Source organism: Nostoc sp. C96, assembly GCF_059384975.1.
Genome location: NZ_JBXUHI010000002.1, coordinates 20,134 through 35,522, shown reverse-complemented (window position 1 = coordinate 35,522; position 15,389 = coordinate 20,134). Strand labels below are relative to the sequence as shown.

The 15,389-nt window shown below is 38.4% G+C and carries 20 protein-coding genes; 3 read left to right on the top strand and 17 right to left on the bottom strand.

The window, feature by feature from the left end:
• Positions 1-320 precede the first annotated feature (320 nt).
• From mobF to AC504W_RS28285, 3 genes are all read left to right on the top strand, one after another.
• Positions 321-1,070, top strand: a complete 750-nt coding sequence (gene mobF / locus AC504W_RS28295; RefSeq protein ID WP_494879774.1) for a MobF family relaxase — start codon at positions 321-323, stop codon at positions 1,068-1,070.
• 322 nt (positions 1,071-1,392) lie between these two features.
• On the top strand, positions 1,393-4,608 hold the full coding sequence (locus AC504W_RS28290; RefSeq protein ID WP_494879773.1) for an AAA family ATPase: 3,216 nt from the start codon (positions 1,393-1,395) through the stop codon (positions 4,606-4,608).
• Positions 4,529-5,440 (top strand): hypothetical protein, encoded by a 912-nt coding sequence (locus tag AC504W_RS28285; RefSeq protein ID WP_494879772.1) that lies wholly within the window; start codon positions 4,529-4,531, stop codon positions 5,438-5,440. Before AC504W_RS28290 ends, AC504W_RS28285 begins: the two co-directional genes overlap by 80 nt.
• Before the next feature lie 591 nt (positions 5,441-6,031).
• Here AC504W_RS28285 and AC504W_RS28280 read toward each other — a convergent pair.
• The 17 genes from AC504W_RS28280 to AC504W_RS28200 form a co-directional block, all read right to left on the bottom strand.
• Positions 6,032-6,952 (bottom strand): hypothetical protein, encoded by a 921-nt coding sequence (locus AC504W_RS28280; protein WP_494879770.1) that lies wholly within the window; start codon positions 6,950-6,952, stop codon positions 6,032-6,034.
• Positions 6,945-7,397 (bottom strand): hypothetical protein, encoded by a 453-nt coding sequence (locus AC504W_RS28275; RefSeq protein ID WP_494879769.1) that lies wholly within the window; start codon positions 7,395-7,397, stop codon positions 6,945-6,947. The genes AC504W_RS28280 and AC504W_RS28275 overlap by 8 nt, the downstream gene beginning before the upstream one ends.
• Positions 7,385-7,798, bottom strand: a complete 414-nt coding sequence (locus AC504W_RS28270; protein WP_494879768.1) for a hypothetical protein — start codon at positions 7,796-7,798, stop codon at positions 7,385-7,387. The genes AC504W_RS28275 and AC504W_RS28270 overlap by 13 nt, the downstream gene beginning before the upstream one ends.
• Before the next feature lie 11 nt (positions 7,799-7,809).
• Positions 7,810-8,553 carry a type IV secretory system conjugative DNA transfer family protein gene (locus AC504W_RS28265; protein ID WP_494879766.1) on the bottom strand — a complete coding sequence of 248 codons (744 nt, stop codon included), beginning with the start codon at positions 8,551-8,553 and terminating at the stop codon, positions 7,810-7,812.
• A complete protein-coding gene (locus AC504W_RS28260) occupies positions 8,531-8,713 on the bottom strand; it encodes a hypothetical protein (protein ID WP_494879764.1) in 183 nt (60 codons plus the stop codon). The genes AC504W_RS28265 and AC504W_RS28260 overlap by 23 nt, the downstream gene beginning before the upstream one ends.
• 130 nt (positions 8,714-8,843) lie before the next feature.
• Positions 8,844-9,038, bottom strand: a complete 195-nt coding sequence (locus AC504W_RS28255; RefSeq protein ID WP_494879762.1) for a hypothetical protein — start codon at positions 9,036-9,038, stop codon at positions 8,844-8,846.
• A 127-nt stretch (positions 9,039-9,165) separates the two neighbouring features.
• Positions 9,166-9,579, bottom strand: a complete 414-nt coding sequence (locus AC504W_RS28250) for a hypothetical protein (protein ID WP_494879760.1) — start codon at positions 9,577-9,579, stop codon at positions 9,166-9,168.
• Positions 9,580-9,603: 24 nt separating this feature from the next.
• Positions 9,604-10,842, bottom strand: coding sequence for a hypothetical protein (locus tag AC504W_RS28245; RefSeq protein ID WP_494879759.1), 1,239 nt, complete (start codon positions 10,840-10,842; stop codon positions 9,604-9,606).
• A 148-nt stretch (positions 10,843-10,990) separates the two neighbouring features.
• Positions 10,991-11,779, bottom strand: coding sequence for a hypothetical protein (locus AC504W_RS28240; protein ID WP_494879757.1), 789 nt, complete (start codon positions 11,777-11,779; stop codon positions 10,991-10,993).
• Positions 11,776-12,354, bottom strand: coding sequence for a TrbI/VirB10 family protein (locus tag AC504W_RS28235; protein WP_494879923.1), 579 nt, complete (start codon positions 12,352-12,354; stop codon positions 11,776-11,778). The genes AC504W_RS28240 and AC504W_RS28235 overlap by 4 nt, the downstream gene beginning before the upstream one ends.
• Entirely contained in the window at positions 12,342-12,698 is a 357-nt protein-coding gene (locus AC504W_RS28230; RefSeq protein WP_494879755.1) for a hypothetical protein, read from the bottom strand. The genes AC504W_RS28235 and AC504W_RS28230 overlap by 13 nt, the downstream gene beginning before the upstream one ends.
• A gap of 74 nt (positions 12,699-12,772) precedes the next feature.
• The gene (locus AC504W_RS28225) at positions 12,773-13,009 is read right to left on the bottom strand and encodes a hypothetical protein (RefSeq protein ID WP_494879753.1); all 237 of its coding nucleotides are present in this window, start codon (positions 13,007-13,009) and stop codon (positions 12,773-12,775) included.
• Positions 13,006-13,281 carry a hypothetical protein gene (locus AC504W_RS28220; RefSeq protein WP_494879751.1) on the bottom strand — a complete coding sequence of 92 codons (276 nt, stop codon included), beginning with the start codon at positions 13,279-13,281 and terminating at the stop codon, positions 13,006-13,008. The genes AC504W_RS28225 and AC504W_RS28220 overlap by 4 nt, the downstream gene beginning before the upstream one ends.
• A gap of 4 nt (positions 13,282-13,285) precedes the next feature.
• Positions 13,286-13,999: a hypothetical protein gene (locus tag AC504W_RS28215; protein WP_494879749.1), complete on the bottom strand. Its 714-nt coding sequence runs from the start codon at positions 13,997-13,999 to the stop codon at positions 13,286-13,288.
• A complete protein-coding gene (locus AC504W_RS28210; protein WP_494879747.1) occupies positions 13,996-14,574 on the bottom strand; it encodes a hypothetical protein in 579 nt (192 codons plus the stop codon). The genes AC504W_RS28215 and AC504W_RS28210 overlap by 4 nt, the downstream gene beginning before the upstream one ends.
• Positions 14,575-14,827: 253 nt before the next feature.
• Positions 14,828-15,046: a hypothetical protein gene (locus AC504W_RS28205; RefSeq protein ID WP_494879746.1), complete on the bottom strand. Its 219-nt coding sequence runs from the start codon at positions 15,044-15,046 to the stop codon at positions 14,828-14,830.
• Positions 15,033-15,347 (bottom strand): hypothetical protein, encoded by a 315-nt coding sequence (locus AC504W_RS28200; RefSeq protein ID WP_494879745.1) that lies wholly within the window; start codon positions 15,345-15,347, stop codon positions 15,033-15,035. Before AC504W_RS28200 ends, AC504W_RS28205 begins: the two co-directional genes overlap by 14 nt.
• Between the last annotated feature and the right edge of the window lie 42 nt (positions 15,348-15,389).

Genomic DNA, 15,389 nt, shown 5'->3' with positions numbered 1-15,389 from the left:
TAAGGGGAGTTTTATGGTAAAACTATGGTATTTACATGGCAATATCATGGCACTTTTATGTTAAAACCATGTCAGTTTTATGGTAACTCTAATTTTATAAAAATTAAGCTATGGAAAACTTATGGTAAACCTCTGGTATTTTTATGGCTTTTTTCTGGCATTTTTATGGTAAATTTATGACACTTTTAAAAACCCCTTTTTCGCACATTATGCCTAAAAAATTTGGCAAGAAATACGGGTTAGTTTTAGAATTAAAATAAGCAAAAAAATTTTTATTGGTATTTGAATTATTAAATACTACAAAAGTAACATTTAGCTGAATGCTAACGGGCAAAAATACTAAACCACAGCAAGCAGTAAACTACTTCATGGAAGAATATAGCCATGAAGTCAAAAACTCTCGCTGGTTTGGCAAAGGTGCTGAAAAGCTTGGACTGTCAGGAGCAATTAACAATAAAGAAATTTTTACCAATATCGTGAATGGACAATGGCCAGATGGCAGCCAAACCCTCTACGCTAAAAAGACAAGCTCCGAAAGATTAGCAGCTACTGATTTCACCTTCTCTGCACCAAAGAGTGTAAGCCTACAAGCGTTAGTAGGTGGAGATGAAAGGCTAATTAAAGCTCACTCTTTGGCAGTGCAGAAAACATTGGAGTTGATTGAGTCTCGCTATAGCTTTACTAGAACTACAACAGATACAGGACGAGAACCTACCAGAACAGGGAATTTAGTAATCGCTGAATTTGACCACACTGAAAGCAGAGAGCTAAATCCTCATTTACATACTCATACGCTGATCATGAATATGACTCAGCTTGATGATGGTAAATGGCAAAGCCTCTCAAACAGAGAAATTTTTAAAAACAAGAAATTCCTCGGTATGGTCTATCAGCATCACTTAGCATCTGAAGTTCAGAAACTAGGTTATAAAGTAGAACCAAGGAAACACGGACAGTTTGAAATTAAAGGTTTCCGCGAAGAAGACTTAGAGGAATTTTCTAAACGCAGACAGCAGATATTAAAGGTAGTAGGGGAAAACTCAACCTGGGCAGAGCGAGAGGGGGCTTGATCGAATTACTCGTGCAGCCAAGCAGAAGATTGCCCCAGATGAACTAAAAGCCAAGTGGCAAGAAGAAGCACTTTTCTTTGGCATTGAATTTATACACTGGGAAGCTCCACAGCCTGACTTTCAGCCGAGGTCTATTAACCAAGAGCATTTAGAAGCCGCGATCGCTCACTGCTCAGAACGAAATGTCTCCTTTACCCAGGAGGATTTAGAGAAATTCATCCTTGAGCAAGGGCTGACTACAGACATAACTCAGATTGAACCACTAATTCAGGTTAATACTGAATTACTCAGCCTGTCCGAACAAAGACGCGATTTTACTACATTGTCGGCAGTCAACAGAGAAATAGCAACTATTAAGTTGATGCAATCTGGGCAAGGAAAAGTTAACCCACTGGTACACCCAGAAATAGCCGAAAGTTATTTAGAAAAAACTGCTCTAAATCGGGATCAGCGTCGCGCCGTCTTAGACGCAGCAACTACAACTGACCAATTTACAGCATGGCAGGGAGTCGCCGGGGCTGGTAAGACTTTCGCACTCAAGGAACTGAAAGCGATCGCTGCCATCAGTGGCTACACTATTAAAAGTTTTGCTCCCAGTTCAATGGCGGCTAAGGTTTTGGGGCAAGAATTAGATATTCAAGCTGAAACTGTTGCCAGATTGTTAGTCTCCGAACCACCAGAACAAATTGAACCTTATCAAATCTGGGTGGTGGATGAGGCAGGTTTACTCAGTGCTAAAGATGCCCTTACTCTTTTAGAACGGGCAGAAAAAGAGGAAGCCAGGGTTTTGTTAGTAGGCGATACAAAGCAATTGTCAGCTGTAGAAGCTGGCAATCCCTTCAAATCGCTGCAACAGGCGGGGATTAAGACCAGTTACTTAAACGAATCTAATAGGCAACGTGCGCCAAAACTGAAACTGGCTGTAGATTTGATTGCCTCTGGCTCTATTGAGGAAGGTTTTAAACGTCTGGATGAGAACGGCTGCATTGAGACTGTAACACCAGAATCAAAAATTGCAGCGATCGCAAATGAATATATAACAGCCACACCTGAACAACGGGCGAAAACTCTAGTATTCACCGGTACAAATAAAGAGCGATTGGCTATCACCCAAGCCATTCGAGAACATCTCAAGGCTGAGGGCAGTTTGGGAACAAATGCTATCATCACCCAACTGCAAGCCAAAGATTTAACTCTTGTACAAAAGCGTTATACCCACAACTTTGACAAAGGTGATATGGTCATGCCCACCCGCAATTACAAACGCCGGGGGCTAGAGAAAGGCAAGCTCTATAAGGTTGTGGGCAAAGACAATGACAGCCTCACTCTTAGAGATAGTGATGGTAAGCATTTTCAAGTAGATACGGGATTTGATAAAGCAGTTTACCAATCTCTTGAGATTGAAATCGCTGTAGGCGATCGCCTACGCTGGACAAAAAACGACCGTCAATTAGGACGGCGCAACGGTCAGGAGTTTGTCGTTAAAGCAATTGCTGATTCTGACGCTCAAATCGAGTATTTAGATAGTGGTCAAATTGAATTTATTGATTTAAAACAAGCACAACATTTAGATTATGCCCTCGTCAGTACAACCTATAGTAGTCAAGGGAAAACGGCTGATAGAGTTCTCATCGCAGCAGATCACACTATTGGACAAGAAAGCTTTTATGTTGCTGTTAGCCGTGCTAGGTATTCCTTGAAGCTCTACACCGAAGATAAACAAGATTTACTCTCCTTAGCACAATCGAGCAAAGCCAAAGAAAACGCACTGTCTTTACTACGCCAAAAACAATTGGAGAAGCAGCAAGCATCACAGCGGATAGCAGACGCTTCATCACCAGTCACAATATTAGTAAATCAGCCAGCTAAAACTGAATCTAAACCTAATTCCACTCCACCACTTCCTAAACCATCGCAGGTTAAAACACTACGACAGATAGCATTTTGGACTCCTAGCAGTTCTCATGAACCTCCAGAAACACTTGACGCTCAACACTGGCGGGAATTGGTAGAAGGTAGTGCTATTCATCCGGCGATCGCCACTTTAAATTTCAAGTCTCTGCATCAGGGTTTTGAATGGGAACATGAAGCATGGGAACATTTAATGTACAGTCAGCAGCTACCACGCACCAATACAGGTAGACTTTCTACAGGTATGATTAGCAAATACTCTCATATCGAGGACGGTGGTTGGTGGTGCGATGCTGGCGTTAATCCCAAATCTTTCGCTAATTTGCAACCAGGGGATCAACCCGATAGAACATTGTGGGGATGCTACAAGCCGAATAATCCCAGGGAGAAACCTGATAAACCAGGCAAATTCATTAAATATGAGCATCCACCTAAAACTGATTTAAGTATCTTCCTGTTAGATGTGCCTGATGATTTAGCAAACCGCATCTATAAAAAATATGGAGTCGAGCCAACCCAAGCAAATCGCACTAGTGGCTTTTGGTATTGTGTCTGGAAACATAACCTCCCAACCACAATTACTGAAGGGGCTAAGAAAGCTGCCAGTTTATTAAGTCAAAGTCATCCGGCTATCGGTTTGCCTGGGATTTATGCTGGTTATCGTAGTAAAGACGAGTTCGGGGAAAAGGTGAAAGCTAAACTCATGGATGAGTTAGCTGTTTTCGCCACTCCAGAACGCGAAATCACTTTCTGCTTTGATTATGAAACTCGACCAGAAACTAAACAAAATATAGAGATTGCCATCTCTCGCACTGGGCAACTGTTGGAGAAACAAGGAGCCTTTGTCAGTGTGGTAACTCTGCCAGGGCCAGATAAAGGTGTTGATGATTTGATAGTAGCCCAAGGGCCACTGGCTTATGAAAAGGTCAACCATGAGGCTATAAGTTTACGAGATTGGCAGCAGCGCAATCAACAGCAACGAAAACCACCTTATCAACCACCTCGTAAACTCACACTGCAAGAACGTCAGCAAAGGTTAGCTACATCACAAAACCATATCAAGGAGCAAAATCATGACCTCAACCATCAGCAATCCCAGCACTCAGCCACCATCCGAAATCGCATTATTAATTCAAAAAATGGATCAACTGTTGATCAACCAAGCGCAGATGAATGCCAAAATCGAACAGTTAGAGTCTCAGAACCACGAATTGAGACAGGAAATCCACAACGTAGAACAAGCACAAGCCCAAAATTTGAGCGCGTTCTTGGAGCAATTAGCCGACACCTTGAACTCGAAGAAGTCGAGCAACTTGAAGGACACCTTAGAGAACTTAACAGAAGCCTTGCATCAGATGAGTTTCGAGGTCAAAGAACAGCGCAGCACCCAGATGACACTCAACAACTCAATACAGCAAGTCTTAACAACCCAAAAACTGATGTCAGCCTTAAATCAAGTGGACACGCTATAAATGCTATCTCTGAATTTTTAGACAACGCCGCTATTGAATCAGCTATCGATATTGAACGGTTGCAATCTCTCATTCGTGATTTGCAGCCCTCAAAGCCAGCACATCGACCAAGCAACTCAACACAGGGCGATAACGGCGATCGCACAACACATTGACTTGGCAGCCGTTGAATCACCTGTATTAGTTCAGAAACTTGAGGAAGTTGTTGAGCAACTCAAACAGTTGCCTGTGCCAACTCCTCTCAATAAAACAGCGATCGCTCCACCATCAACAAAGAAGGTTTTAAATGCGATCGCAGATTTTGTGGAGCAACAAACATTATCATCAGCCCTAGTTGAAACTTTACCGCCTGTCATCGAGGCAGTTAAAGATAAAAAAAGGCAAATCCAAACAATCAAGGCTATTCCAGAAAATTCTCAATTGCCAGAATTTGAAGCATTTCAAAAATCTATCGATTCACTCACTAATCAAGAGCTACTGTATTTAGAGCAAGCTGTTAAAGAATATTTCTCACAACCAGTGGCTCAAAAGCCTCTGCCAATCGACAGGCAAGCCATTGAGAATCAAATTAACCAGTTACAGCAACAAATTAATAGTTTGTGGGAAGAACACGCTCAACAAGAAAAAATTATTAAATCTCTGGAGCGTTTACCATTCCACCAATTAAGTAATAAATATAATTTAGTGGTTAACCAACAATTGAAAACTATTAACACTATCCAAGAGCTATTTACTCAAAAACAACAATTAGGAACCTCTATAAAAGACTGGGAAATCCAGACTCAAAACTATCAATTTTGGGATAGGAAACAAGAAACTATTGATATGAAAACTCTTACTCTTGTTTTACAATCAGCACCATTACAAGAGCGATTATCTACTATTAAAAATGAATTATTGCGACAAAAACAGCACCAACAATCTCAATCAAGAATTAGATATCAAAACAGCCAAAACACAAATCATTTTATGGGCTTAAGGCGATAAAATGCTCTTTCATTTTCCTAGAAAAAGAGTATTACTAGTAGGATTCAATCTCAATAATATATTATCATAATATTCTGTTATCATAAACACAATAAAGCTCGTCACTCCAATTCCAATTGTTCTTGTCCAGCCAATATTATTAGGCAATATAAATAATTGTACTAGCCCCATAATAAAGACTAGCATCAAAAAAAACCCGATTAGCTTTCCAATTCGGATAAAAATAGGACGTATCCAAACCATTAAGTAAAAAATTAAGTAGATAAAAACTCTTTTGATTGTCAAGCGTTTTATCATAACAAACATCTTTGTATATATAAATTTAGAAGCCAGGAGTCAGAAGCGATACCCTGAGCTTATCAAAGGTTCAGAATTTAGAAGTAAGTAGGTGGACACGAAAATTTATAACTACGTTACTGCAAACGAAAAAAAGTGGAGTCAAGCAATCGTAAGGGTTTTGAAAAATTTATATTCTGTTACATAGTTGGGTTTATTCGTACCTGCCTGCTTATTTAGTAGATTAGTAAATTGATTCATCAAATATTTCTTCTAATTCTTTAACCCTTCTGAATCCTGAATTCTTAAAAAACGTTATCTTCTAGGTTTGATTGATTGTGATTGTGATTGAGTGTGATTACTTTTTAGATAATCAGAAACTACCTGTCCTACTTCCTCCAAAGATTCAACATCTTTCTCTGTAGCTTGAGTAGTCAAACTATTATCTACCATGACTGCCCGACCATCTTTGGCGGTAACAGTAATGCTATCTCCTTTTTGGTAAAAATTGTAATTTTTACTTTCATAACTTCGGGAACCATCAGAGTTTTGATTTCCAAATAGACGTAGCATAGAATCTATGCTTTTAGAAAAAGCTTTACCCTTAACTTCCATCACACTGTTAGTCACTTTTGTTACGTTCTCTTTGACAGTGTGATTGACTCTTGAGTGTATATCACCAACTGCTTTAGTTACTTGCTTATGAACTGTATTTACTTCCTCAGAAATTTTACTTTGAATAGCACTTGTAGCAGCTTGATGACGTTCTATGCCATACTGAACTTCGTTACTGGCTAATTGCTTAACTTCAGCAATCCCATCTTTTACTACACCTACTTGTGATTCAAACTCACTTTTAATAGCCGCTATTTGTGATTTCATCTCTGCCTTAACAGATTCCATTTGTTGATTAATCTGCTCTTTTAAAGCAGTGATTTGAGTCTCTAATTGAGCTTTGACTTTATCAACTTTAGGTGTCAGCGCAGTTTTTACTTGTTCATAAAGATTTTTAGCAGTATTCTTAGCCTTACTCTCAATTGAGTTAAGCCACTTACTTAGACTTTCATTTTTAACGACAGGAAGATTCTGTTTATTTATTGCCTCCAATCCTTTTTGTAATTGCTCAATGGTTTTTTGCTGTGTATCAAATGCTTGCTTAAGATTAGCTAAATCTGTTGATAGCTTTTGAGTAGATTCAACACTTGAGTTCTCTTGCTGAACAAACCTATCAATCACAGCCTGCTGAGTCTTGAACTTTTTGTTGTAAAGATTCTACTTGCTTTTGAAGACTTTCAATACTTGATGATTCCTCTACAGATTCAGCTTGTCGAGACTGTAGTTGAGTTTGATTTAATCCAAGTTTATCAGTTAAAATTTTTCCATCTTTAGCATGATAAACTTTCTGATTGCCTACCATTATCCGCACAGAACCTTTTAGATTTTGTGGGTCATTGATAGCAGTTTTAATTGTCTCAACCACTTCTGGGGTCATCAAATTTACAGAAATTTCACCATCAGAACTAATTTTATACTTTGCTTTACTACCAACATAAATTGATAAATTTTTACTGGTATCTAAGGATTGAAATTTACCCTTCTCTGATAACTTGTTTAAAATGTCATTAAGGATTTCTAGATAATCATGTTGCACTTGTTTAGCTTCAGACTTTATTTCATCCATGATTTTCTTACTCCTATAAGTGAATCAACAAGACTTGATGGACTTACTAATATATCTGGTAAAATAGCTCCTCCTAATCGATTAAGAATTACTTTCCCTTCAATTTCTATGTATGTCCATTGGTCATCAACTAAAACTGAAATTGTTTTACTCGTATCAGGTAAATTGGCTACGTCATAATCTTGTAGTTCCCCATTTACTATAAAAATATGAGGACTATCAGCATCTCCGTAGTAAACTTCAATAAATTCGGGAATATGATTTTCAGGAAATGGTGGTTCATCCCAATAATCAGCCGCATTCATTAGACTATTGCGATAAAATTCGTTATTGGCTAAAACCGCAATATCGAAAGGTAACTTACTTAATGCTTTTAATTCATAATCAGAAAATTCAATCATGTATTTTTCTCCTAAATATTCTTCATTCTGTCATTAGCTGCCACATAGTTATCAACTATTGGTAGTAATCTTTCTGCTTCTAAACGCCGTTTTTCTAACTCTTCTCCAGATGGTTCGCGTAAAGTAGAACGTAAAATAATTTTTTGCTGCACTTCATACCATTTCTCAATACTTTTAGCTACGCAGTCAACTGATAAAATATTTTCAGGAATTTGCTCTAATAAAGGTAATCCTACATCTTTACCAGAGCGAAAACCAGGACTGATAATTACTGCTCTACCAGGAGGTAAAGAATTAAATTGGCTAATTTCAAATAGTTTTCGGGTAGTATTTTGCTCAGAAATTGAAGTGCTTGCACCACCTTTACCGCCAAAGCTACGAGAGCGTTCTTTATGTCTAATTTGCTCATCACCTAAAAAGTTACTAAATCGTTCTGCTGCCACATCATCTTGTGGATTAAAGATTATTTTTGTAGCACAACCCCCAAATATTGCATTAGTAGTTTCTTTAGAATAAGCTTTCTCAAGTTGCGATAAATTTTGCAATCCTAATATAGAAATTAAGCCATCTTCACGGTTTTGATTGAGCCAATCTACTAAAGCAGGAAGATACAATGTTGGTAATTCATCCAATGCTAAAACTAAAGGATCTGTCCGTTTACCAGCTAAATTACGGGTACATAGAAGGTGCAGAATAGACACTAATAAAGGAGCAATTACATCTCTTTTCTCCTTATCCATACCAAACACCACCATTTTTCGTCCTTTTAAATCCAAGGGTATGTTTGTTTGGCCAGCAAAATGCAGAAAGCGTTGATGGAGTCATGAAGCGAGTAAAAAGACCACTTGCTGTACCCACAATACTCGCTGCTGTTTCTGGGCTACCTGCTACAGATAAAAATTGCTCAAAAGCCACTCTGAACCCAAGGGTTTAAATCAGCTTGTTGAATGCGTTCAATCAACTTAGGTAAACTCAGAATCGCATGGCACATCATAATATCCGGGAAGTTTGTACCCTTTGCCAGCATGAAGATAGCTTGTGCTAACTAATCCCCTGCATTCACAAAAAATCCACTTTCGGAAGAGTCACCACCTGATGAGAGTTTAAAGTTTTTATTCAGGACGATCGCCAATTCGCAGGCCATCTCTGCATCAGTTTCGCTCCGCAGAAAATCTAGTGGATTAGCTACACATGACTCTTGAAATCCAGGGGCAAGAATCGACACCTCATATCCACGCATCGCAGCGTAACCTGCTATTTGAGGGGCTTGTCCTTTGGCTTCTTCTGTTGCTGATTTTTGTCAATCAAACTTAAAATCATAAAGAATGATTGGTATTCCTTGATCAATCGCAGACCAAAGCAAAGGATTAATCATTGATTTCGTCTTCCCCCCACCAGCAGCCACAAACAAAGATGCCTCGTTGGGCTTCCGGCAGATACAAAATTGAGCTATCTTCTGGAAGATTAATAATGCGTTTGTTACCTACCTCCTCAAAAGTAGCTCCTTTTGGAGTACCAACATAAAGAGCTACTCGGTTATGTTTGCGTTTTTGAATTAACTTCATGGCTAACTTCCGGGCTGCTGTTCTTTCTCTAGCTCCTGCCCACCTTGCCCTTGCTAGTTTACTTAATCTACCCCTAGCGTCTAAAGATTTAGCTACTACTAATGCAACTATAGATATCAGCAATGCTAAACCCATTGGCGAATAGAAAGTAGAGACAAAGTTGCTCGGAAGAATCTGGTTACTAATATTCTGTTGGGTCTGGGTTGTTGCACTCATTACCTTGTCCCCACAACCACTAACTCATTTTCTCTCACAGGTATCCAAGGTACTGGCCACAATAAAGTATGGGGTACACGAAGTCTTGCCTACAAACGGAATATTGGCGCAAATCCTGAAAAACAAGCCAAAGTCTGCTGTTCCTTGTGATTCATTCACTCCTGTCAGTACAACCTTAAAGGCAAATCCGTAAACAAGTCTACCTGTAGGTTCTTTGCTACCATTCACCCGACCCAGTAGCCCAAATCCACCCTTAACCATTTGAGAACCAAAGGCCCAACGTTTCCCGTAAAGTTCCCCTTGTTGCCCAGCTAAATCGCCTAACTCCATATACGCACATTCTTGACGACTTTCGCAAGCGACAGGAATGGTTACACTACTACGGTTAACACTGCCAGATATAAAGTAGTCTGAGCCGACTTTTGTATCTCCTTGTTCCGCTTTTCCCAAAACTAACGATGCAATACCAACTACATTAAACTCTGCATCAATCGGTTGAGGCATTTTATCAAATGGAATTTTGTTTAATCCTGGTACTTGATTAATAAAACTCTGTTGCCAACCTGGGAATTTGGCTAATTGTGTTTTACTTAGCCCTGGTACTGAATTAATTGGGTAACGGCTCAAATCCAGCTTACCTAATGGTGTATTAGCTGCTTGAGGGTTAGACTGTAAGACTCGTAATAAATTACCACTTACAGCAATTTTTAAAGGCTTTTTATTTGTGATTTTTGACTTTGTATTATCTGCAACTGTTAAATTAATAATTCTTTTTTGGGCAGCAACTTGATTAAATAAATCATAAATCGGTGGTACTTGGCTGATATCAAGGTTCCCTAATGCTGGAATTGCTTTAACTAAAGTGTTCGGGGTTTGCCATTGTAGCAATCCTAAGTCTTTCAGCGTCAATTGAGAAAAATCAATTGGTGCTATTGCTGATATACTTTCTAAACTGAAAACACTCATCTTAAAAGCATCTTCTACATCTCCTAACATGACTATCGAATCTATTTTTTGTCCCGCCGACCAAGAACGCGAAGGATTATAACCGATTTTGCTCACTAACTCTGGTGCAATATTTAGATATCCAGGCTGCCCAACTGGTGCTAAATTATTCCAGGTTATCTTTGACCAATCAGGTATTTTTGCTTCATATTGATGTAACGTGCGAGTTTCGGTTGGTATTTGGGCTTGGGTTTGTATTGGCGTAGTAGCCATTAATATTGTTGAAATTCCTAATAATATTTTTGGAAAATTCAGCATTTATCTTCCTCTATTTATTAAGCTTTCAAATAATGCGGCTGGGACACCAGATAAAGAAATCGCTTCTTGTTGACTCTTGCCTCTGCGTAATAATCGAATAGCATCTTGCAGTTTTCGCCAAGTCCTTGAATAGGGCTTAATTTCTTTATTAGTAACAGCTTGTGTTTAGTCCATAAGCTAAAGCATTAGCATCATTTCTAGTAATTGAATTTCTCTCAGTTACTAATTTAGGTAAGGCTGGGTTAGTCGTTGAATTATTTGCAATATTTGTAGAACTAGGAGGCAAGCTGTTACTTCTCGTTTCTGTTCTTTGTTGGGTAACTGGCTTGGCTATTATTACAGGTTTTTTGACTGTTACAGGTTTTTTTGGCTGTTGAACAGGTGGATTTGTTGTTACTAATTGAGGTGTTTTTATACTTGTATTTAATATTGCTTGTCGCCCAATTGGTGAAGGTTTTTCAGATTCAGGGTGAATAATTAGACTTGTATAAGATGGTTTACCACTAGCTGGAGTTAGCTGAAATTGATAATGTTTATCTCCTTCTGCGCCGTCCGTAATAATTGTAATTATTGTACTCCCATCTGGAGAGGTTGTTAATGAAGGAAAATTAATTGGCTTTATTTGTCTTATAAATAAGACTGTAGCTCCTCCTGTTCCGCAGCTTTCATCATTATTTGATGTACTGCGTTGACATAAATTACCATTGGAAGTTAACGCAAATCTTGATGGATCTCCTAGCCAGACTTGCTTGATTTTTTCTCCTGTAGGTATGAAGTTAATCGTTAGTCCGTATCCTTTCCAAACTTTTAAATTAATTCCTCTACTACTGCTTGATTGAGCATCTTGTGAATAGACGTTTCTCGCTGCTGGTAAAGCTAAAGATATACCAGCATCACAAACTAAAGTAGTCGCCAGTAGCACAGCTAGAGTTTTCATATTGAAATAGATTTATTAACAAAAATTTGGACTTGCTTACCAGCTTCAATTACAAAAACTTGTTGTTGCTGTTCTAGCCCTCGTAATTGCTGCTCATTGGCAGTTTTCATTCTCTCTAAAACTTCATTAATACTCCCTTGAGCAAAGCCAGCTACTAAATTTTTATCTGGGTTATCAATTGTCGTTGTTGTACCTAATGAGCTAATTGTTGTTTGTGTATTAGCTCGATTTTGTATCTCTGCTGCTTTCGATAATCCAGATAATAAAGATGCCATCAGTGATGCACCTAAATTATTTCCACCTTTACGAGATTTAGCTTTTAATAAATCGCCATCTTTACCTAATATCAAAATAGAATTTGTCGGCAATTGTTTTTCTAGGGTTCCTCCATTACTATTGATTAGTGCCGATGTCGCTTTCATTTGTACAACTTCCGAATTAGTCGTGCTGATAGTTGCTACAACATAACTACCCTTGGGTAAAACTTCAGAACCATCAAATCCTTTTAATGGTTGAGTTAATCGAATCAAGCTATTTTGTTGTTCCTGATTACTATTACTACTTACCCATGCGATGGCGTTTCCATCACTCCGGTGGCACGAGTCCCTACTAATACTTGCTTGCCTCCATGATTAGCTGGTATTGAAAAAGACACATTTTGATTCTGATTTGGGTAAGAGCCATTGACTGCTTTTACTCCTATACCTCCTTCTACCTGAAGATTTTTTAAATCTGGTTGCTCATAGTTGCTTTCATCATTATTAGAAGAATAAATCCCCACATTTGAAGCTGCTATCCATTCCTGCATCGGGTCTTTCGCAGTAGGAGTAGACTTTACTGGTAATGGTCGAGAATTGTTCACTGCCACTTGAGGTTGGCGAGTAGAAGGGGCAGGAGAAAATACCCTTCTAGGTGACACATTATCCGCAGTCTGATAACTTCTACTAGGTGCTTGGTAAACTTGGGGCTGTCTTGGGGTTACTGGCTGCGCTCTTACTGTTCAGCTGCCGTAGTTGTTGGCTTTGCTATTGGTAATGGGGTTGCTGCTACCGCATCATCTTTTTTCACGATCGCCTGCAATTCGCTTTTCTGGGATGTAATTGCGATCGCTGTTTTTAACTCTCCTTTTTCGTCTTCTTCGTTGCTTGCTTTATTGATCTGAGTTTTCGCAGTCCTAGTATCGGGTTGATTGCTAGGGGAATTTAAAGCATCTGTCAGTGAGCTAATCATTGCCCAAAAACAATGACTATTAGTAACACTCCTCCAGATATGGTTAATCCTTTTAAAATTGGATGTGACGCTACAGGACGAGTAGTGACAATTTCTTCTAACTCGTTTGGTGGTACATTATTCGTTGACTCAGCTGATGTTAAATCAGTTGTTGTAGCTTCTTTAATTTCTACCCCATTCATCCGTGCAAATTCTTCGCTACGATTGCCATTGCTGTTAGTAGCTGTCATTGCTGGGTTAGATTGCTCTTGCTCTACAATTTGGTTTGGCATAAAGCTACCTTCCTAAATCTAAGTCTTGAATTCGGTAAATCTCCATCCCTGCTTTTCGTGCGTTATAAGCTGCTAACATCTGGGCTGAAGGATTATTTGGTAATGGTAGAGTATCAATAGCTCTCACAAACACAGTTTTATTAAATGAAATTGCCTTGCCTGCTTGGTCTTTACCTTTGAAAATTACTAAATTAGCTACCATATCTGTTCGCCATTGACCTTCTGATATTTTTTCTGGTGGAGATATATAACGAACTAACAAAGCCGATTGTGTTTCTCCAGTAAATACATCAGATGGTGTTAGTCCTGCTATTTCTCGTAAAAAACTAGCGCGAAAATCTTCTGATAATGCGAATCCTGCACCCCATGTATTTGTAGTTAGTTTTTTATCTCCTATTTGCACTCCAGAGTCTAGTTTTAAATTTCTTGGATCTAAGTTTTCATCTGATTTTGGTACAGCATTCCAACTCATCAAATTCATCATAGTGCGACCAACAAAATTCATAATTGCTTGGTCGGTACGCTCTTTTGCTCCAATTGGAATAGCTCTAATCGGTGTTCCATCTTGTAGTTCTACTAAAGTTGGTTTATTATTAGCAATTTTTCCTAGCCTATTTGAAATAGTTAGGCAGATAAAAAACACAAATATTAAAATTACTGTTTGCCCTAGAGATAGTAAAGGCGTAAAGTTTATTTCTTTTTTATCAAGTAATCTCATCTGAATACTCTCCCTGAGATTAACCTGCCACTGCTAGAAAAACCGGAAAAGGTCGCCATACCTGCTCCCGCACCCATCGCTACAGCCAAAATTGGCGAGAGAATTGCTTGTACTAACTGCAAAAATAGAGGATTACTATTACTAGCATTGACAATGGAACTAGCAGCAATTCCACAAACTATAGAGTACGATATCAATACTAAAGTTAATGCCAACCATCCTGACATCCACGCATAAATAGGTTTAGCTCCCAAAGGTAAAAGTGAAAGCACCAGAAATATAGGCGCTATGTAGGCATTCATCAAAAATGATACTTGCACAACATATTGAAACCCTGCTTGCAAACCACTAAATATTATCCATACCAAAGTTTGAACGGCTGAGTTAACAAACTGTCCGGCAATATCCTTTGGATTCCAACTATTTGAATATGATGATAAACCATATTTTTCTTTATACTTTTGAGCATTTTCCTTAGCTTGATTTATTTTTTCTTTTTTACATATCTCTCTAGGATTAATTGGTTCTCCTTTGGCGTTTACTCCAGTCTCCGGTTGTTTTTCACATTCTTGCAATTGTGCTTGAACTGAAAGTGCAAATGCCTAATCCATATTTGTTGTACGGATAGCATCTCTTAAAGTTACCCCATTTCTGGTTATACTTAGTACCCTATCGTTTAAGCTAACTGCTATATTGCGAAACATTAAAGATGTATTAGCTAATAACTGCCCATTATTAAGTGTCAACATTAAACAAACTATCAATGGGTAAATCATCTCAGTAAGAATTTCATTATTTAATCCTTCCTGAGTTAACCGAGAATACCAACTAACGAAACCAGAAAGAAACCAAAATTACACCAAATAAAGCAGAAACTTTTACCACTGCTTCATAAACTGCACTTTGACCATTAGCTAAATCTAACCAGTCTTGGTTAAAGGCAGAGACAACAATACGAGAGCCATTAATAGCTCCATCTACAATATCTTCTGCATTCGTATCTCCAGTTACTTGCAGCCAGTACAAAGTTAATTTAGTGATTAGCATTGTTCAATTCCCAAAAAGCATCAGCAAATGCGGCTGTATTTAAGATTTGTTTGGCACTGGAATTAGCTTCAATTTGTTCTTTTCTAGAATTCTCATCTAGCCTACTGGAGATATCACTCAAATTAATATTTGCTGCTGATAAAGCTCTCGTCTGTTTTTGTTCTTCACTATGAATCGATTTCGTCATAATGGCTGTTTGTAAATTTTGCATAGCCATTTTTTTCAAAATATCTTGAGTAATCACATCATTTTGTGATTCATCTGATAATGCCGATGAAGTTTCTACAGCGTAATTACTCATTTCAGCTTCTTGTGCTTGAGTTAGTTGTCCATCTTTACCTAA

Excerpts from the sequence above, each read along its gene's own strand:
- mobF (WP_494879774.1), top strand. The coding sequence starts at position 321 with ATGCTAACGGGCAAAAATACTAAACCACAGCAAGCAGTAAACTACTTC.
- AC504W_RS28275 (WP_494879769.1), bottom strand. The coding sequence starts at position 7,397 with ATGGATGAAATAAAGTCTGAAGCTAAACAAGTGCAACATGATTATCTA.
- AC504W_RS28270 (WP_494879768.1), bottom strand. The coding sequence starts at position 7,798 with ATGATTGAATTTTCTGATTATGAATTAAAAGCATTAAGTAAGTTACCT.
- AC504W_RS28265 (WP_494879766.1), bottom strand. The coding sequence starts at position 8,553 with ATGGTGGTGTTTGGTATGGATAAGGAGAAAAGAGATGTAATTGCTCCT.
- AC504W_RS28255 (WP_494879762.1), bottom strand. The coding sequence starts at position 9,038 with ATGCGTGGATATGAGGTGTCGATTCTTGCCCCTGGATTTCAAGAGTCA.
- AC504W_RS28250 (WP_494879760.1), bottom strand. The coding sequence starts at position 9,579 with ATGAGTGCAACAACCCAGACCCAACAGAATATTAGTAACCAGATTCTT.
- AC504W_RS28245 (WP_494879759.1), bottom strand. The coding sequence starts at position 10,842 with ATGCTGAATTTTCCAAAAATATTATTAGGAATTTCAACAATATTAATG.
- AC504W_RS28240 (WP_494879757.1), bottom strand. The coding sequence starts at position 11,779 with ATGAAAACTCTAGCTGTGCTACTGGCGACTACTTTAGTTTGTGATGCT.
- AC504W_RS28225 (WP_494879753.1), bottom strand. The coding sequence starts at position 13,009 with ATGATTAGCTCACTGACAGATGCTTTAAATTCCCCTAGCAATCAACCC.
- AC504W_RS28220 (WP_494879751.1), bottom strand. The coding sequence starts at position 13,281 with ATGCCAAACCAAATTGTAGAGCAAGAGCAATCTAACCCAGCAATGACA.
- AC504W_RS28215 (WP_494879749.1), bottom strand. The coding sequence starts at position 13,999 with ATGAGATTACTTGATAAAAAAGAAATAAACTTTACGCCTTTACTATCT.
- AC504W_RS28205 (WP_494879746.1), bottom strand. The coding sequence starts at position 15,046 with ATGCTAATCACTAAATTAACTTTGTACTGGCTGCAAGTAACTGGAGAT.
- AC504W_RS28200 (WP_494879745.1), bottom strand. The coding sequence starts at position 15,347 with ATGAGTAATTACGCTGTAGAAACTTCATCGGCATTATCAGATGAATCA.